The 18,114-nt window shown below is 54.6% G+C and carries 16 protein-coding genes and 3 pseudogenes; 11 read left to right on the top strand and 8 right to left on the bottom strand.

The genetic code is table 11. From position 1 onward, the window contains the following. Positions 1–21: 21 nt before the first annotated feature. The gene (locus ACI7M0_RS26825) at positions 22–348 is read left to right on the top strand and encodes a four-helix bundle copper-binding protein (RefSeq protein ID WP_129931842.1); all 327 of its coding nucleotides are present in this window, start codon (positions 22–24) and stop codon (positions 346–348) included. A 1,321-nt stretch (positions 349–1,669) separates the two neighbouring features. Here ACI7M0_RS26825 and ACI7M0_RS26820 read toward each other — a convergent pair. Together ACI7M0_RS26820 and ACI7M0_RS26815 are read right to left on the bottom strand one after the other, a co-directional pair. Further along, positions 1,670–2,344, bottom strand: coding sequence for a heavy metal response regulator transcription factor (locus ACI7M0_RS26820; protein WP_129931841.1), 675 nt, complete (start codon positions 2,342–2,344; stop codon positions 1,670–1,672). Between the two features lie 490 nt (positions 2,345–2,834). Continuing rightward, positions 2,835–4,178, bottom strand: a complete 1,344-nt coding sequence (locus ACI7M0_RS26815) for an OprD family porin (RefSeq protein WP_013974881.1) — start codon at positions 4,176–4,178, stop codon at positions 2,835–2,837. A 402-nt stretch (positions 4,179–4,580) separates the two neighbouring features. Here ACI7M0_RS26815 and ACI7M0_RS26810 point away from each other — a divergent pair, with 402 nt between their 5' ends. The 6 genes and pseudogenes from ACI7M0_RS26810 to ACI7M0_RS26785 all read left to right on the top strand — a co-directional run. Further along, complete coding sequence (locus ACI7M0_RS26810; protein ID WP_080563836.1) at positions 4,581–5,852, top strand: TolC family protein; 1,272 nt, start codon at positions 4,581–4,583, stop codon at positions 5,850–5,852. A gap of 69 nt (positions 5,853–5,921) precedes the next feature. After that, positions 5,922–7,202 carry an efflux RND transporter periplasmic adaptor subunit gene (locus ACI7M0_RS26805; protein ID WP_129931840.1) on the top strand — a complete coding sequence of 427 codons (1,281 nt, stop codon included), beginning with the start codon at positions 5,922–5,924 and terminating at the stop codon, positions 7,200–7,202. 24 nt (positions 7,203–7,226) lie between these two features. Then, on the top strand, positions 7,227–10,388 hold the full coding sequence (locus ACI7M0_RS26800) for a CusA/CzcA family heavy metal efflux RND transporter (RefSeq protein ID WP_129931839.1): 3,162 nt from the start codon (positions 7,227–7,229) through the stop codon (positions 10,386–10,388). A 160-nt stretch (positions 10,389–10,548) separates the two neighbouring features. Continuing rightward, positions 10,549–10,872: a DUF2790 domain-containing protein gene (locus ACI7M0_RS26795; RefSeq protein WP_129931838.1), complete on the top strand. Its 324-nt coding sequence runs from the start codon at positions 10,549–10,551 to the stop codon at positions 10,870–10,872. A gap of 206 nt (positions 10,873–11,078) precedes the next feature. Next, positions 11,079–11,267, top strand: a pseudogene (locus ACI7M0_RS26790) (hypothetical protein); the annotation flags it as partial. Beyond that, a pseudogene (locus ACI7M0_RS26785) lies at positions 11,255–11,726 on the top strand (phospholipid carrier-dependent glycosyltransferase); the annotation flags it as partial. The pseudogenes ACI7M0_RS26790 and ACI7M0_RS26785, both read left to right, overlap by 13 nt. A gap of 86 nt (positions 11,727–11,812) precedes the next feature. On the opposite strand, the gene ACI7M0_RS26780 reads toward ACI7M0_RS26785, so the two are convergent. After that, entirely contained in the window at positions 11,813–12,034 is a 222-nt protein-coding gene (locus ACI7M0_RS26780) for a hypothetical protein (RefSeq protein WP_104886864.1), read from the bottom strand. 258 nt (positions 12,035–12,292) lie between these two features. On the opposite strand from ACI7M0_RS26780, the gene ACI7M0_RS26775 reads away from it, so the two are divergent. Continuing rightward, a complete protein-coding gene (locus ACI7M0_RS26775) occupies positions 12,293–12,616 on the top strand; it encodes a hypothetical protein (protein ID WP_177410001.1) in 324 nt (107 codons plus the stop codon). A gap of 2 nt (positions 12,617–12,618) precedes the next feature. Further along, complete coding sequence (locus tag ACI7M0_RS26770) at positions 12,619–12,768, top strand: hypothetical protein (RefSeq protein ID WP_177410002.1); 150 nt, start codon at positions 12,619–12,621, stop codon at positions 12,766–12,768. Between the two features lie 167 nt (positions 12,769–12,935). Here the strand turns inward: ACI7M0_RS26770 and ACI7M0_RS26765 are convergent, their stop codons facing one another. Both ACI7M0_RS26765 and ACI7M0_RS26760 read right to left on the bottom strand, forming a co-directional pair. Beyond that, entirely contained in the window at positions 12,936–14,327 is a 1,392-nt protein-coding gene (locus ACI7M0_RS26765; protein WP_129931837.1) for a heavy metal sensor histidine kinase, read from the bottom strand. Continuing rightward, positions 14,324–14,998, bottom strand: a complete 675-nt coding sequence (locus ACI7M0_RS26760) for a heavy metal response regulator transcription factor (protein WP_104886866.1) — start codon at positions 14,996–14,998, stop codon at positions 14,324–14,326. The genes ACI7M0_RS26765 and ACI7M0_RS26760 overlap by 4 nt, the downstream gene beginning before the upstream one ends. Positions 14,999–15,696: 698 nt before the next feature. On the opposite strand from ACI7M0_RS26760, the pseudogene ACI7M0_RS26755 reads away from it, so the two are divergent. Then, positions 15,697–16,029: pseudogene (locus ACI7M0_RS26755) on the top strand (DUF2790 domain-containing protein). A 29-nt stretch (positions 16,030–16,058) separates the two neighbouring features. On the opposite strand, the gene ACI7M0_RS26750 reads toward ACI7M0_RS26755, so the two are convergent. The 3 genes from ACI7M0_RS26750 to ACI7M0_RS26740 all read right to left on the bottom strand — a co-directional run bounded on the left by ACI7M0_RS26750 (position 16,059) and on the right by ACI7M0_RS26740 (position 17,728). Beyond that, positions 16,059–16,409 carry a DUF3147 family protein gene (locus ACI7M0_RS26750; protein WP_129931836.1) on the bottom strand — a complete coding sequence of 117 codons (351 nt, stop codon included), beginning with the start codon at positions 16,407–16,409 and terminating at the stop codon, positions 16,059–16,061. Positions 16,410–16,566: 157 nt separating this feature from the next. Continuing rightward, complete coding sequence (locus ACI7M0_RS26745) at positions 16,567–17,472, bottom strand: cation diffusion facilitator family transporter (RefSeq protein ID WP_104886868.1); 906 nt, start codon at positions 17,470–17,472, stop codon at positions 16,567–16,569. Between the two features lie 55 nt (positions 17,473–17,527). Further along, positions 17,528–17,728, bottom strand: coding sequence for a zinc ribbon domain-containing protein (locus ACI7M0_RS26740; protein ID WP_241799402.1), 201 nt, complete (start codon positions 17,726–17,728; stop codon positions 17,528–17,530). Here ACI7M0_RS26740 and ACI7M0_RS26735 point away from each other — a divergent pair. After that, entirely contained in the window at positions 17,666–17,857 is a 192-nt protein-coding gene (locus tag ACI7M0_RS26735; RefSeq protein WP_241799404.1) for a hypothetical protein, read from the top strand. The two genes, ACI7M0_RS26740 and ACI7M0_RS26735, sit on opposite strands and share 63 nt — an antisense overlap. Positions 17,858–18,114 lie beyond the last annotated feature (257 nt).

Raw genomic sequence — 18,114 nt, 5'->3', positions numbered from 1 at the left:
CCCGATACCGGAGATATGATCATGAACAGTAGCTTTGATGAATGCATCTCGGAATGCATGCGCTGCGCGCTGGCCTGTGAAGTCTGCGCGTCAGCCTGCCTGCGAGAGCAGGACGTAAAAATGATGGCTGACTGCATCAGGCTGGACAGGGATTGCGCAGATATGTGCAAGCTGGCGGCCACCTTGATGACACGAGAAAGCATGCTCGCCAAGGAATTTTGTGCGTTGTGCGCAAGGATTTGCCGCGCCTGCGGGGAGGCGTGCGGTAAGCATAAGGCAGACCACTGTCAGCATTGCGCACAGACCTGTTTGGCCTGCGCTGCATCCTGCGAAGCAATGGCTGCGTAAGCGTTTTCGCCCAGTCAGCTTTCCATGCGCCTGACAAAGGATATGGATACGTCGTTAACCGTCTGGCTAGGGAGACGGGTAGACCGCTGATGTTGAGCATGCGCTCTGGCGGAGCCTAGCTTGGGTAGCCATTCACCAAGGCGCTGCCTTACGGATCTGATGACAAAAAAGCCCGCCTCGGCGGCGGGCTATCAGATGTCTCCCAGGGGAGGCTGTAGGCCAACAAGTCTCGGAGCAAGCATTTGTAGGATACGCCTCTTGGCTCACGCCCACCAGCCAGCTTCGGCCGGAGCGAATGGTTCTACGTCGAGGGCATTGGAAACGGCTTATGTAGGCCCCGTCAATTGGCAGGGCAATCCGCAAAGACAAAGCAGGCCGATTATCCCCTGGCGGTATACCCCCAGGCAGAGTCAAAGGCAAAGCTAGGGGGGAAATCTAGCGGGTACCCCGATTTGAGGGCAGAATCACCAGCTTCACCTACGTTGCACTGGGTTGAGGGGCAGTTTGAAACTGCTATCTAGCGCGACAGCGACCATCGCCGCCATGAGCAAGAGCATCACAGGTGCGCCTTGAGTACTCAGCACAAAGGCCGTAGTAAACGGCCCCGCGGCCTGCGCCAAGACCATTGGGCGAGCTAATGCTCCCATGCGTGCGCGATACCCTTGCCAAACAGCACCAGAGGCAGGATGACTCTGGCAATAGTGAGAATCCCGATGCCGGCGCCCTACAGCGCTGCTGCAGGGAATGCCAGCCAAGGCACGCCAGGAATGAATAAGCAGATGCCGATGAAGCTCACCAACACGCCGGCACGGCCGACCAGGTTGGGTGAAGATGCCGAGCAAGCGAGAACTCCAATACTCTTGCCACCACCTGGGCCGGCCCAATGACCATCCCAACCGCCAACACCGTGACCGTTGGAAGGCCAAGTTCCTTGAGCGAGGTGAGAAGATGCACAGAGAGGGTGGCCATGACGAAGGCAATGACCGTGAGTAGCCCTGCAACGAACCAGAAAAGCCGGCGGGCGCCATCATCGTTGAGCGGCGACTGAGCCTGCTTGGTGCTGTAGTCGGGAAATTAACCTCATCGCCGGCGCACAGTATCAGAGGTAAGCCATGGCGCTGTTAAAAACAATGTCCGCTGAGCGTGCGTCAGCTCTGGCATACGCTTGGCCTTCCGTTACCTGTTGATAATCTATGCTATACCTCATGTCCAGCACACCTCATACGTTTAGTGAGGAAACGCGCGCTAAGGGTCAAAAACAGTATGGCTCGACTTACATGCATGATCCCTGGCTCTGTTTTCATGACTAAGTAGCGGGCGATCAACGCTTCTCAAGCACATAGCCCACACCGCGAAGCGTATGGATCAGCTTCGTCTCGAAAGGGTCATCGATCTTGGCTCTAAGTCTTCGAACCGACACTTCTACAACGTTTGTATCGCAGTCGAAGTTCATATCCCAGACCTGTGAGATGATCTGTGTGCGGCTGAGCACCACGCCGGTATTGCGCATTAGGTAGTGCAGAAGTGCAAACTCTTTCGTCGTCAGATCAATACGCTGGCCGTCCCTGAAGGCCCTGTGACGGCTCTGGTCTAGCTCCAGGTCAGCGACACGAATGATCTCCACAGATGCAGGGTGTTCAGACCTGCGCATTAAGGCGCGAACCCGGGCTAGCAGTTCTGGGAACTCAAATGGTTTGATCAGGTAGTCATCTGCACCGTTCTCCAAACCCCGGACCTTATCTGCCAAACGACTTCTCGCCGTGAGCATCATGATGCGGGAGGGGCAATTCTTACGCCTCAAAAGCTCAAGTACCTGCCACCCATCCATTTCTGGCAGATTGATATCAAGAATAATCAACTCGTATTCGTGTTGCTTGGCTTGGAATAGCCCATCTGACCCGGTATGCACGCAATCGACGACATAACCGCATTCTGTAAGGCCTTGACGCACATATTCCGCAGTTTTTACTTCGTCCTCAATTACCAGAATTCGCATGGGATTTTGTCTCGATATCACTGAGCAATTAACCGCGCACGCGCGCCGGCATTATTGAAAGGAATGGTAAATCAAAATGAGCGGGGTGGGGCCTAAATGACGGATTTGTAATTTCCAGGTAATATGATTGATAGTCTGGAGGTATATCTTTTCGCGGTTTGGGTTTGACAGGTGCGGGCCCTCTCTCCAATAGGTAATTTGACCTTATGAAGTATGTGGTTGTTTTCTTCTTTGTGTTGACTTTGTTCCGTTCAGATGACGGCGAAGTTACTCATGTCGAGGAAACTGGTCATTGGTGCAGCCATGAGTTTCACCGGCATGCAATGCGTACACTCGAACGGTTGATTGAATTTTAGGTAAAAAAAAGGCGCCCAAAGGGCGCCAAATATCCACCTTTTACCAAAGGAGCACTTAAGCCACTCAAGGTGAATTCGTAATGCACATTTTTCTGAAGAGACCAGTTTACGAATAAACTGATCCCCTTAGAGAATCACAGGATCGAAAGCGGGTACTCAATGATCACACGAGTTTCATCCAGATCCGATTCGAATGCAGTGGCACGCGTGGTGGCCTGGCGCAACCGGAAGGACAGGTCTTTTGCTGGACCGGTTTGCACGACATATTTAACCTCTACGTCACGCTCCCAACGTTTCTGATTGGTTAGCGGATCACCGTTGGCGTCGGTGCGCATGTAGAACTGGTTGGCGTTCGAGTAGTCTGCGCCCGAGCCTCTGGCGTAGCGGGTCATGAACGTCAGACCAGGAATGCCATAGCTGGTGAAGTTCAGGTCGTAGCGCAGCATCCAGGAACGCTCTTTCGGTGAGTTGAAGTCGCTGTACTGGATAGAGTTGTCGACGAAAATCGAGTCTGACTGACGCAGGTAGTCGAAATCATCGTCGCCGTTGTTGCGTTGGTGCGACAGGGCCAGGGTGTGAGCGCCGTAACGGACCCCGACCTTGGCACTCCAGATATCGTTGTCAAACTCGCCTAGGCGCTGCTTCCCTTCATCCACGGCTTTGTAATAGTTGAAGCCGCCAATCAGCGCAAGGTCGTCATTCAGTGGATAGGCGAAGCTGGTGCCAGCGTAGTACTGGTTCCAGACTTCTTTCAACTGACTGGCGTATACGCTCACGGTCCAGTTATCGTTGATCGCGTAATCACCGCCACCGTAGCCTACCCAAGGCGAGTTAACCGGGCCACCGTAGAAAGTTGCGAAGTTATCATTCAGATTGCTGGAGACCGGCTGGCTCATCGCATGCAGTCGGCCACCCTGCAGGGTGAGGCCCTGGATGCTGGTGTTCTCAACGGTCACACCGCGGAAGCTTTCAGGCAACAGGCGCGAGTCGCCTGATGCAACAACTGGCGTCGACGGGAAAACATCACCCACTTTCACGACCGTATCAAACAAGCGAACTTTAGCCGCCCCGCCAACCTTGGTGTATTCGTCGCGAGCTTCGCCTTTGTTATCAACAGGCATGACGTCGAATGAACTACGACCGCCGTTGCGCCCGTCACCAGTATCGAGCTTAAGCCCTATCATGGCAAAGGCATCAACACCAACGCCGACCGTCCCTTGGGTAAAACCAGAGTTGAATTTGGTGATGATCCCGTGCGCCCAGGCCTCGGAGTAGCCATTGGTGTTGCCCTTGCCGCTGTTGTAAGTGGGGGCTGAGCTGTCGCGGTTATCACGATTGAAATAGAAGTTGCGGTTGAGCACTGTAAGGCTGCTACCTTCGATGAAACCTTCGGGCTTATCTTCAGCTTGAGCAGTAACTGCATAGCTTCCAGACAGCGCCGAAACTGCCGCCAAATACAGTGGTACTTTGATTTTCATCCGATGCTCCTTTGATTTACGGCAGTTTTTATTATGTTTTCCGGCGCGGGTGTCGTTATAAGTTCTGAGCCGACGGCGCGCCTCGCGTAGCGCCGAGCTCATATTTGCAGGCGGAAGATAACGGGATGGTGATAGGAAAATTACAATTTCGTCATCTGGTCGTTATTTTGGTCATTGACGCCGCATGCTAGCCATCTCTCGCGTTCGCAATGAAATTCGGTGGTTCGACTGTGTCATCAGCGTTTTCGGGCATTACAAGCTTTTCTTACGAAATTGTAATTTTCTAGCCACCCCTCTGATAGCTACCGCTCTTTAGAGTGCCATCACCTAATCCAGTGGGGCTTGGCAGCTATTTCGGCGTTCTGGCCAAGCTAACGAAGTTTGTGCACGAGGACCAAGAAAGTGCTCCGGTATAACCGCAATGTCTTATCCAAGACCTACGTCTCACCGTGGAAAATTGCCGCTCTCTGTGCGGTGATTTCCGGGTTGCTGGCACCCACCGCATTTGCCCAAAGCATCAGCTTGCCCCAAGCGCTGTCGACGGCAATGGATGCCAACCCAGACCTCGCGGCGGCACGTCAGGAAATCGGCATCGCGGACGGTGCGCGCAAGCAAGCCGGGCTGATTCCAAACCCCGAAATCTCGTATGAGATGGAGGACACACGGCGTAACACCAGCACAACGACCGTTACGCTAAGTCAGACCTTGGAGCTCGGTGGTAAGCGGGGAGCCCGCGTAGATGTCGCCACATACGGCCAGAGTGTTGCACAACTGGAACTGGACCGACGCGTGAATGGTCTGCGTGCAGACGTCGTGCAGGCGTTTTACGCTGCATTACGAGCCCAAACCGGACTCGACCTCGCTAAACAGTCCCTTGAACTTACTGAGCGCGGCCTTCGCATTGTCGATGGTCGAGTTCGCGCAGGTAAATCTTCACCTGTGGAGGCTACCCGCGCCCAGGTTCAACTGGCTGAAGCCCGGTTGCAGGTCCGTCGCGCCGAAACGGAAAAAGCGAATGCTTACCAGCAACTCGCCCAAGTCACGGGGAGTTCTGTGACCATATTCGATCGCCTTGAATCACCAACCTTGTCTCCTGGCTTGCCGCCGCGCACTGAAGAGTTGCTGGCAAAGCTCGATCAGACTCCGGAAATGCGGCAGGCAGTGGTGGAGATTGATAAGAGCGATGCCTCGCTTGGCGCAGAAAAAGCTCAGCGTATTCCAAACCTCACGGTAAGCGTGGGTAGCCAGTACGACCGCTCGGTGCGCGAGCGAGTCAATGTCGTTGGTCTGTCCATGCCTTTGCCGCTGTTTGATCGTAACCAAGGCAACATTCTTTCCGCTTCTCGACGTGCCGATCAGGCCCGCGACCTGCGTAACGCTGTCGAGTTGAGACTGCGCGCCCAAACCCAAACCGCGCTGAACCAGTGGTCCACCGCCATGCAAGAAGTTGAGTCCTACGACAAGACCATTCTGCCCTCAGCCCAGCAGGCCGTGGATACCGCAACCCGCGGATTCGAGATGGGGAAATTCGGCTTTATCGAAGTACTGGACGCCCAGCGCACCTTGATCCTTGCTCGTGGCCAGTATCTCGACTCGCTGGCAGCGGCGACCAATGCGCGTGCGCAAGTAGAAAGGGTTTATGGCGAAGTAGGCTCGACCGCCGGCGCACGCTGAACGGGGCATACATTTTTCTCGGCACTCGGCGTTTAAACCTGCCGGTGCCTACGATCAGCAGGAGTAGCAATGGAAAACAAACGCAAGATCGCCCTCGCGGTAGCCGCTGTGGCAATCCTTGGATTTGGCAGCCTCGCCTGGAACAGCAGTTCCGATCAACAAGCGGCGACTAACGCAGAACATGGTGCTGACGATGGTCATGGCCATGACAAGAAGGCCGGATCAGCTAACAAAGAGAACAGTGAAGCGGAGCATAGTGAAGATGGGCACGGTGAAGAAGGTCATGGCGAGGAGGGCCACAGTGAAGAGGGCGGTGAGGAAGAAGGTAAGCTAACCCTTAGTGCTGAACAGATCAAAGCAGCTGGCGTGACTCTGGAATCGGCAGCGCCTCGTGATTTGGGAACCGTCGTGAGCTTCCCGGGTGAGATTCGTTTTGACGAGGACCGCACTGCGCACGTTGTTCCTCGCGTTCCAGGCGTTGTCGAAACAGTCCAGGCGAATTTGGGTGAGTCCGTCAAGAAGGGTCAAGTCCTTGCGGTGATTGCCAGCCAGCAGATCTCTGACCTGCGCAGCGAGCAACAAGCCGCTCAGCGTCGTGTCGAACTTGCGCGCGTGACTTTTAGCCGAGAGAAGCAGCTCTGGCAGGACAAGATTTCTGCGGAGCAGGACTACCTCCAGGCTCGCCAGGCGCTGCAGGAAGCCGAAATCTCTCTGGCCAACGCCAAGCAAAAAGTCAGCGCGATCGGTGCCTCGGTCAATTCGGTAGGCGGTAACCGTTACGAACTCAGGGCTCCCTTTGACGCCGTAGTGGTGGAGAAACACTTGACCGTCGGGGAAGTCGTCAGCGAGGCGACTAACGCCTTTATTCTGTCCGACCTTAACCAAGTTTGGGCCACTTTCGCTGTACCGCCTTCCGATTTGGCCAAGGTCACTACCGGCCGCGCCGTGAAGGTTTCCTCACCTGACATGAACGTGGAGGTCGAGGGCAAGGTGGGTTATGTCGGCAGCCTGTTGGGCGAGCAAAACCGAGCAGCGACCGTCCGCGTTACGTTGACCAATCCCAACGGGGCCTGGCGTCCTGGTCTTTTCGTGAACATCGCAGTCACGTCCCAGACTGATCGCGTGGCGGTGGCTGTCCCGGAACACGCCGTGCAGACCGTTGAGGACAAACCATCGGTCTTCGTACGCACCGCCGAGGGCTTCGACACCCGCCCAGTAAAGCTGGGCCGCCGTGACAGTGGGTACGTGGAAATCACGGACGGCATCGAAGCGGGCGCTCAAGTGGCTACCAATGGCAGCTTCACACTCAAGTCTGAGCTCGGCAAAGCCTCTGCCGAGCACAGTCACTGATGCGAACTGACAGGATGATTTCTTATGTTTGAACGTATCATCAGATTTGCCATTGAACAGCGGATCGTTGTAATGATCGCGGTCCTGATCATGGCCGGTATCGGCATCTACAGCTACCAAAAGCTGCCGATCGATGCCGTTCCTGACATTACCAACGTCCAGGTGCAGATCAACACTGCAGCGCCTGGCTATTCCCCATTGGAAACCGAGCAACGGATCACGTTTCCAGTTGAAACGGCCATGGCTGGTCTTCCAGGTCTTCAGCAGACCCGTTCGCTGTCTCGCTCGGGCCTGTCTCAGGTGACCGTGATTTTCAAGGACGGCACCGACATCTTCTTTGCCCGCCAGCTGATCAATGAGCGGCTACAGGTTGCAAAGGAACAGCTGCCAGAGGGCGTAGATGCCGTCATGGGCCCGGTCTCAACCGGCCTCGGCGAAATTTTCCTGTGGACCGTTGAAGCCGAAGAGGGCGCGGTCAAAGAAGACGGTACGCCCTACACGCCCACCGACCTGCGGGTAATCCAGGACTGGATCATCAAGCCTCAGCTGCGCAACGTACCTGGCGTGGCAGAGATCAATACCATCGGTGGCTTTGCCAAGCAGTTCCTGGTTGCGCCGGATCCGAAGCGCCTGGCTACCTACAAGTTGACCCTGAATGATCTGGTAGCCGCGTTGGAAAGCAACAACGCCAACGTAGGCGCCGGTTACATCGAGCGTAATGGTGAGCAGTTGCTCATTCGTGCACCGGGCCAAGTCGGCAACATCGAAGACATCGCCAACATCGTAATCACCAGTGTGGATGGTGCACCGATTCGCATCAGCAACGTCGCCGACGTCAGCATCGGTAAGGAGCTTCGTACTGGTGCTGCCACTGAGAATGGCCGCGAGGTCGTGCTCGGTACAGTATTCATGCTGATCGGTGAGAACAGCCGCACTGTGTCCCAAGCTGTCGCAGCGAAGCTTGCGGACATCAACCGTACTCTGCCAAAGGGCGTGGTTGCGGTCACCGTTTACGATCGTACCAACTTGGTTGAAAAAGCCATTGCGACGGTGAAGAAGAACTTGGTTGAAGGTGCGATCCTGGTTATCGCCATTCTGTTCCTGTTCCTCGGCAACATCCGTGCAGCGTTGATCACCGCGATGGTGATCCCGCTGTCCATGCTGTTCACCTTCACAGGGATGTTCAATAACAAGGTCAGTGCCAACCTAATGAGTTTGGGCGCACTCGACTTCGGCATCATCGTCGACGGGGCCGTGGTCATCGTGGAGAACGCGATCCGTCGATTAGCACATGCGCAGCACAAACATGGCCGTATGCTCACCAAAACCGAACGCTTCCATGAGGTCTTTGCTGCTGCCCGCGAAGCGCGTCGGCCACTGATCTTCGGGCAACTGATCATTATGGTGGTGTACCTGCCTATCTTCGCCCTCACCGGCGTGGAGGGCAAAATGTTCCACCCCATGGCATTCACCGTTGTGATGGCGCTATTGGGTGCAATGATCCTCTCCGTTACCTTCGTGCCGGCAGCGATCGCCATGTTCGTCACTGGCAAGGTCAAGGAGGAAGAGGGCGTTGTTATGCGCACTGCGCGGCTGCGTTATGAGCCTGTGCTGCAGTGGGTGCTTGGGCATCGGAATATCGCTTTCTCCTCAGCAGTAGCACTGGTCGTTCTCAGCGGTGTACTTGCCAGTCGCATGGGGAGCGAGTTCATCCCAAGTCTCAGTGAGGGGGACTTCGCTCTTCAAGCCTTGCGCGTACCTGGTACTAGCCTCAGCCAGTCGGTGGACATGCAGGAGCGTTTGGAAAAAGCAGTCATCGAGCAGGTACCGGAAGTTGAGCGTATGTTCGGCCGAACCGGTACGGCTGAAATCGCCTCTGACCCAATGCCACCGAATATCTCCGATGCTTACGTCATGCTCAAACCAAAGGACCAATGGGCCGATCCCGACAAGTCGCGGGAGGAGCTCATTGCCGAGGTTCAAAAGGCGGCAGCCAGTGTCCCGGGCAGTAACTATGAACTCTCCCAGCCTATCCAGCTTCGTTTCAACGAACTGATCTCCGGGGTGCGCAGCGATGTTGCGGTGAAGGTTTATGGTGACGACATGGACGTGCTCAACAGCACGGCCAATAAGATCGCCGCAGCGCTCAAAGCGGTACCAGGCTCCTCGGAGGTCAAGGTTGAGCAGACCACAGGTCTGCCAGTGCTGACCATTAACATCGACCGGGAAAAAGTAGCACGCTACGGCCTGAACATTGCGGACGTGCAGAATTCGATCGCGATTGCTGTGGGTGGTCGTACAGCGGGAACGTTGTACGAGGGTGATCGCCGATTCGACATGGTGGTGCGCCTGCCTGAGGCTGTACGCACCGACGTCGCGGGTATGTCTAGTTTGCTGATTCCTGTGCCTGCCAATGCGGCTCAGGACGCTAATCAGATCGGTTTCATTCCACTTTCGCAGGTCGCTAAGCTGGACTTGCAGTTGGGCCCGAACCAGATCAGCCGCGAGAACGGTAAGCGCTTGGTTATTGTAAGCGCCAACGTCCGGGGCCGTGACCTTGGGTCGTTCGTTGATGAGGCGGCATCTACCTTGTCAACGAAGGTGGAAATTCCAGCAGGCTACTGGACCAGTTGGGGCGGTCAGTTCGAGCAGCTGCAGTCGGCAGCCAAGCGCCTGCAGATTGTGGTTCCGGTTGCCTTACTGCTGGTAATGACCTTGCTGTTCTTGATGTTCAACAACCTGAAGGACGGCATGCTGGTCTTCACCGGTATTCCATTCGCTCTCACTGGCGGGGTCGTGGCCCTTTGGCTGCGTGATATCCCGCTCTCGATCTCGGCAGGGGTAGGCTTCATCGCACTCTCCGGCGTCGCGGTACTGAACGGCCTGGTGATGATTGCCTTCATTCGCGGATTGCGAGAAGAGGGGCGAACGCTCAGGCAGGCAGTCGATGAAGGCGCACTCACCCGACTGCGACCAGTGTTGATGACAGCCTTGGTGGCGTCCCTGGGCTTCATCCCAATGGCCTTGGCCACCGGTACCGGTGCGGAGGTTCAACGGCCTCTGGCTACAGTGGTAATTGGTGGGATCCTTTCCTCCACCGCGCTGACTTTGCTGGTCCTGCCGGCCCTGTATCATTGGGCACATCGCAAGGATGAAGACGGCGACGAGGCAGAAGCCGTAAGCTGATTCCCCCAGATACAAAAAACCCACAACACGCGTTGTGGGTTTTTTGTTTTATATGAAATAGATGCACTTACCTTTCAAAATTGTAAGTTTCTCGTCATGCCGGTGATGCCTCTGCGTTGCTAAAGTTACGCCCGAGATGATTTGAATTTGAGAGGTTCCTATGAAAAAGCTAGTCGTTGCTGCTGCACTTGTTATTTTCTCGATGGCTTCGCAGGCTTATACTTACTCTGAAAGCAAGCAGCTGCAATACATCAAGGAGCATCAGACTGCTGTAGCGAATTATGCCGAGAGAAATGGCAAACCGATGCCGGAGATCCAGGACTACAATTACGGCATGAAGATCGATGTTGCGAAATTCGTGCGTCAGTCCCAAGACCCGCGCACCTGCCAAGTTTACCCGCGATTGATGACCTTCGAGGACTCTCAGGGTACGCTTAAGACGGTTCGCTACTCCATGTACTCGCAATGCATCAACAACAAGTAGTAATTGCTGTGAGTAGAATACTTAGAGAATTCATAAATGCCAGGCAGTGCCTGGCATTTTTTATTGAGCTCGATGAACGTCATTTAGGCTAGATGCTTTAATGACTGCCCCTGGGTTAGCTGGGAAATAAATCTCAACTACACAACAGTAATGTCTTCCAACTGCATAGGGCAGTTTATAGTCTTGCCCCCCAGAAGGGACGAGTTATGAAAAGTTCGCTTGAACGCCCAGATGACCAAGCAGAGCATGAAGGGCTGAGCCATGAGCACGACGGCATCTTTGGCATGAACACCGAGCTGGTTTTCGCGCTGATCTGTGGTGCCCTGCTCGGAGCCGGAGCGCTCGCAGGAAAACTAGGGCTGATCGACTGGCTGCCGCTGGTTCTGTACCTGTCTCGGCGTTGCTCCTGTCCGGTCGGATCAATGAGGTTGGCCGAAGGATCACCAGGGCGCCGCCGCGAGCGTTGATACTGCCAATCATCGGCGTCGACATCATCTATGCCGGGGTGTTGATGCAGAGGCCTCAGAACCAGCGAGATGTCGTTCAGGCCTGGTTGAATGTGCTCAATCGGCCCCTCTGATCTACCCTGGTCGCCGCTCGAATTCCTCGGAGTTCTACAGCAGCGAGAAGTCCGAAAACATCCAGTACCCAGCAAAGTGGCCTCGTGACAGCTCATTCTACCTGTCCCGGCGCTTACTCGACAGCAATGCTGAGCTGCCTGCCAACCTGGGTGTGTCGAGATCACCGAAGCGAACGCCAGTCAGCTGTTGCTGTGCCGTTGGAAAGACGCCAAGCAAGGTACCGAAGGTCTGGTCGGAGACAGTAATGCGGAAACGCCTCGTACAAACGAAGGTAAAATTCCAGACACAAAAAAAACCAGGTTTTACCCTGGCTTTTTTGTCGATTGCTTTCGTCATTTAAAGTCCTATTTAACCGCCGTTTAGTTATCAGCTTTTTCCTTACCATTCTTGCTTTCTTTCTTTTGCTCTTGGGCAATTTGTTGTTTGTTCTGATCCGAAGAGTCATCGCTCCATAGGCGAGCCTGTTCATTTCGGAAGTTTTCCTGGAACTGTTTCGCTCGCTCGTAACCACCTTCAGCGTAAGCGGTACTCACGAGACCAAGCAGCAGGCTGCCAATAGCGATAGATTTAGCAAATTTCATTGTGTGCCTCGGTTCTCACTAGGCCTGCCTGACTGGCGGCCTTTGTTGGTTTGTAGTTTAGGAGCGCGAAGCTAACGACAAGGTGAGTCAAGAATTACAATTCCGTAATTTAGGCGGCTGGCGAGATGCGCCAAATCTGCAAACCTGGAAGGATCATGTCTATCTCGCTTGTGTCGAGGGTCACGTTGATATCTAAACAAATAAACCACTGCGGCGTTACCGGCCGCTCGGGGAGATAGCCATGAATGAGATTGAGCCTTGGCTGTTGCCATCGGTGACTTCCGTCGAAGCACTGAAAAACTCACCTTTCAGCTCGATGAGCTGGCTTCCCAAACCAGGGCTTGCAGCGCCGTTCTGGAAAAGTCGAGTGAGCTTGTGGAGGAGGTTGATCTCGTCAGTAGGCAGATTCAGGAGGAGGTGCGAAAGGCTGAGAAAGCCTGGTCCAATGCCGAAGAGGTCGCCATACGCGCTGCTGCAGAGGCATATTCCGCTGCCGCTCGTGGCGTCGAGACCGCCATCCAACCGCTGATTTCGGAGCTTACTGTCGCGACAAATCAGCGGATGCCTCGATCCTGGAGCTAACGGTGCTGGCTAAGCGTTATGTCATGGTAGTGGCGACAGCATTCTTCATACTGGCACTGATCTATGTGTACTCGACCATGCAGTCCATAGAGGCCGCCGGCAGTGTGAGCGCTCAGGAAAAAGTGAATGCCCAATACTTCTCCCACCTGTGAAGAAACGCTAATCCAGAAGAGCAAAAGATTATAAAGCCGGTAATTCTGCGGTCGCCCATGGACCCTGTGGTGCTTAGGCATTGATGCATTGCATCAGACAAAAGGCCCGTCGATTGACGGGCCTTTGCAAGTGAGCGCGGTTCAATCAGCGGTCATTGTTGGCTGCTTTAGCTGGGCTTCGGGAAGTGGAGGTGGAACCAAGTGAAATTTTCCTCGGTCACTTCCACGCTCGCCGAGCCTTGATGTAGGCCCATGATCGACTGCACGATGGCAAGGCCAAGACCGGTCCCCCCTTCGCTTCGTGCTCGGCTCTTATCCACGCGGTAGAACCGTTCAAACAAATGCGCATGGTGTTCCTTGGCGATCCCGCGGCCCGGGTTGCCAACACTCAAGGTCGTGCCGCTACCACCGTGTTGCACTTTCACATAGACCGTACGACCGCGAGGGCAGTAGCGAATCGCATTCGACACCAGATTCGAGACGGCGCGTTGAATCATCAGGCGGTTCCCGCGCACCACGTCATCACTGCCAGAGATCTGCAGCTGGATCTCGCCTTCCTCTGCCGAAATGCTGAAGAGATCGCACACTCGCTTAACCTCGTCGACTAGGGACACGGGTTCAAACTCCACCATGGATGCCGGATGACTGACCTGAGCAAGGAACAGCATGTCGGAAACCATGCGGCTCATGCGGTCCAGCTCTTCTGTGCACGACTCCAGCACCTCCCTGTACTCGGAAAGCGATCGTTCTCTGGTTAGCGCAACTTGGGCTTTACCCATCAGGTTGGAAAGCGGCGCTCGCAGTTCGTGAGCAAGGTCGTCAGAAAACTGCGAGAGCTGCTGAACTCCGTCATCCAGGCGAGCCAGCATGATGTTGATACCGTCGGCGAGCTCTTTGAGTTCTGCCGGCATCCCATTAGTCGGCAGACGATGGTCAAGGCTCTCGGTGGAGATCTTCGAAGCGACCTTCAGGAACTTGGTCAGAGGCAGCAGACTTCTGCGGACTGTCCACCAGCCGATTGCGAGGATCAGCGCGATGATGAGCGGGGAAATCATCAGGGCCCAGGTGAGCAATGCATCAAGCAGCGCTTCATTGGACGACTGGTCCATGGTCATGTAGACACTGACTTCGGTTCCGTCGCCCAAACTCATGGTGCGAGAAGCTGTCAGCAAGGGGCGGTCCTGGGTGTCGCGCCACTCATGCTCCTTCGGCTGTGCGGATGGTTGGAACTTGTGCACCTCCACGTTCACCTGCTTCGAGCCGATCGAGAGAAGAGGCGTTTCACTCTGCGCCGACTCGAAGATGCTGACGTACAGGTTGTTGTGGCCCATCACCAGATCCACAAGCTGATGTGCGTCTGCGTTGACGCCTGAGATGTCGGAGATCATAGACAGGTTGTGAGCCATGCCCGCCATCTTGACTTCCAGGTCACTGCGAGCATTACGCTCTAGCGCCTGGCCTACCATCAGATACCCGAAGGTGGCGAATAGAAGCAGCAACGCTGCGCTCATCAACCCCACTTTTAATCCCAGCTTTGCAGCCAGGCTGAAAGGCCTCATGCGCGTTCCTCAAAAACGTACCCTACGCCACGAAGCGTGTGAATGAGCTTGGTTTCAAACGGGTCATCGATCTTTGAGCGAAGGCGCCGGATAGCGACATCGATGACGTTGGTATCGCAGTCAAAATTCATGTCCCAGACCAACGAAATGATCTGAGAACGAGTCAGCGCTTCGCCCGTCCTGCTCATCAGCAGGTGCAGGAGCGTAAATTCCTTTGTGGTGAGATCGATGCGTGTGCCAGCGCGGAAAACGCGATGGCGCACTGAGTCGAGTTCTAAATCGGCAATTTTTAGCGATCTCTTCTCGACTAATTCATCACCACGCCGCTGCAGCGAACGGATACGAGCGAGCAGCTCTGGGAATTCAAAGGGTTTGACAAGGTAGTCGTCAGCGCCGCCATCCAAGCCTTTGAGCTTGTCGTTGATGCGACCGCGGGCGGTTAGCATGATGATGCGGACCCGGCTGGTTTTCCTGATGGTTTCCAAAAGGTCCCAACCGTCGATGCCTGGAAGGTTGACGTCCAGCAGAACCAATGAATAGACGTTAGTATTGAACAAGTGCAGGGCGTCGACACCATTGTGCACGATATCTACGACATACCCGCTTTCGGATAAGCCCTGCTGAAGATATTCGGCAGTTTTAATTTCGTCTTCCACAACTAGAACGCGCATAACTTATCTCAAGGTGTGAGGAAGGATTTGCCTAATCCGTCAAGACTATGGTTGCAGGCAGTTTGAAGGTTCGGCTGATATGCATGGCATCTTGAAGTCGCTACCTTTGTCCATACGCCGGGGTCACCTGAGGACGCTTGAATCTTAACGCGAAGACGCTGGCCGCGGCGAAATCCTACAAATTTGTAATGTAGCCGCAAGATTGCTGACAGTCATGACGGCTCTCCCTAGTGAGCTTAGCGGATTCTGTGGCCTTCAGCGGTTTGCAGCCTTCACGCCTGACAAGCGAATTCGGCCGAGAGGGGTGGTGTTTCTGCCAAGCTGCTCTGCTTTGTGGCGTTTAATCCTTCAAGCTCAAGCTACGAGTGATGACAAGCCACCGATCATTCTACCCATTGAAACGGGCTTCAACCGGCGATCATGCTTGGCTTTTCATCTTACTTGAGCAAGGATAATTACTTTACAAACTATTACATGTCCAAATTGTAATTTCACAATCATCTTATCGTTAGCCGCTTTTGCTAGTTTAACAACAGCACACAGGCAGCGCTGCTTTGGGCCAGTCTCATCTGAAGCAGCATGGCGGGAGTAACGGAACCCTGCTCACGCCAATGCATTCACCTTGGAACCATACGCTCCTTTGGTAAGGTGAATTTTAGCGCCCCGCCATGGGCGCTTTTTTTATTAATGGACTTCTCATGAAAGCAACTATATCGGCTATTGCTGCGTTCATGCTTTCTCTGCACTGCCGAAAAATGCCCAAAGTAGCGTTCAGATCAACGACGATCTTGAGCAGTCTGCCAGAAAGGCCAGAAAGGCTACAGAACGCTATGCTCAGAGCGTGAAGAAACCCATTCCCGAGCTTTAAGACTACGCTTACGGTATGGATTTGGACGCTGGCAAGCTGGTGTATGTCTCGCCTAGCGTTCGGTACTGCGGGAATGTGAGAAGCATGATGACTTACGAGGACTCCAAGGGCGAACTGCACATGGTTCGCTACCTCGTAAGGTGAGTGCATCAACAACCGGTAAGCGGACACCGAGTGCTTTCTGCACCCGGGTTATAGCAACTCGATGCCAAATCGCCTTAGGAGCAGGGCAAATCCTCCGAAGCTTGCCATAGTGATGAGGATGCTGGTGATAAGTGTCGGCCAGAAGCCCAACTTGGGCAGCAGTGCCGGAAATGCGATAAACATCGGCAGCGTTGGAATCACATACCAGAACGTGTACCACGCATGGTTGGAAATCTTCTCTATGCTTTGGTTGTCCAAGTAAAGCCAGATGAGCGTCAATACGGTGACCAATGGCAGGGCGGCAACCAAGCCGCCCAGCTTGTCACTGCGCTTTGCCAGCTCAGACACGAGCACCACTATTGCGGCAGTGACTAAGTACTTCGTGATGATCCAAGACATCGCTGAACCTACTTGAGCTAGTGGAATGGGTCTGCCGGGATCATTCACCCGGCACTCATGAAGTGCTTCTGCTATCGCCAATCCATCCTTACCTCATCCTCGACCACACTACCCCCGACGTTGAAGGCGGTGTGTTGATCAGGTGTCTACCGGCCGATCAATGCGACGGCGAAGGGACGTTCTCGTGGAAAGCTGCGCGCTCGATCTGAATGGTGCAGTGATGGATTTCGAACGCGTCGCTGACTGCATCCACGACGGCCGCTAGCACAGCATCTCCATCTGCTGCGTCTCGGACGACCACGTGCGACGTCATCACGTTGCTTCCGCTGCTGACGGCCCAAACGTGCAAGTCATGGACATCCGTGACGCCGTCGACCTTGAGGATCGTGGCCTCGATTGCCGCCACGTTGAGTCCCCGGGGTACACCTTCCATAAGAATTCCCAAGCTCTCTCGAAGCAATTGCCAAGTCCGCGGCAATACCCAAAGGCCGATCGCTACGGCGACAACCGTGTCGACCCAGGTCCAGCCGGTAAAGCGGATAATGAGGGCGGCGATGATCACACCCAACGATCCGAGCATGTCGCTCCAGACTTCGAGGTAGGCGCCTTTGACGTTGAGGCTCTCGTTGCTGGCAGATGCCAGCAGTCGCATTGAAATCAGGTTGATGATCAGGCCGGCAATCGCGATCCACATCATTGTCCCGGTGGCGATCTCCGCTGGCATGAAGAAGCGCTGGTAGGCCTCGTACAAGATGTACATCGCCACCAGGAAGAGCAGCACGGCGTTGAACGTGGAGGCTAGGATCTCCAACCGCGCATAGCCAAAGGTTCTTTTCTGATCCGCCGGCCGCTTGGCGATCTGAAGCGCAATCAACGAAATTGCCAAAGCGGCTGTGTCGGTGAACATGTGAGACGCATCCGACAGCAACGCCAGGCTGCCGGTAATCCATGCGCCGATCACTTCAGCGATCATGAAACTACCGGTCAGGACCAATGCCATGACTAGTTTCTTCTGATGCCCCTCACGAACCGCGGCGCTGCCATGATCATGATTCGATCCCACGTATTTCTCCTTCCACAGGGTGGTGGTCGCGTTGGATTTCCAGTGTGGCCAAGCGCTAAGGGGTTGCCTGGCCGCACTGGCTGCAGAATTTTGCTCCTGCTGTCAGGGACGAGCCGCAGGCCGTGCAATCACTCGATAGTGGTGTTCCGCAGTTTAGACAAAAGCGTGCAGACGGGGCGTTCGCGGTCCGGCAGTGCTTGCAAGTCTGCAGATCTTTGACTGGGGCTTGAGCTATTGCGCGCCCACCCCCAATCACCTGGTCATTACCGTCGCAGGTTTGCTGCTGCTCATAACGACCATGCCGGTCATGTCGATCACTCCAGTGCCCACTACCGTGGTGCTTGCCACCGCCGTGGGTTCCGCGGCCGTGGTGGCCCCCCAGTAAATTTTTGAGAAAACTCATGGTATTCGTCCCTCATCGACAGGTGACATCAGCACGGGCAAAGGTGAAAGAAATGTTCTGCTCGCTAGAATGACTTTTAAGTTAAAGTAAAGGTTCAAAATTAGCGTATGGCAAAACGTAGCTGGTTTGTTTGTGAATTTTAATTTAATTAATCGGGCGGCATTAACCACCCAAAGAGTCAGACCTATCCATTTTTTATCATAGCCTGGGCAGTTCCAATCAAAAAAGTCATTATCGCG

The sequence above is a fragment of the Pseudomonas sp. 10(2024) genome, assembly GCF_045164175.1.
In the GTDB taxonomy this organism is placed as follows: Bacteria; Pseudomonadota; Gammaproteobacteria; order Pseudomonadales; family Pseudomonadaceae; genus Aquipseudomonas; species Aquipseudomonas alloputida.
Note: the sequence above shows the minus strand (reverse complement) of the source record. Positions and strands in the feature narration are given on the sequence as shown.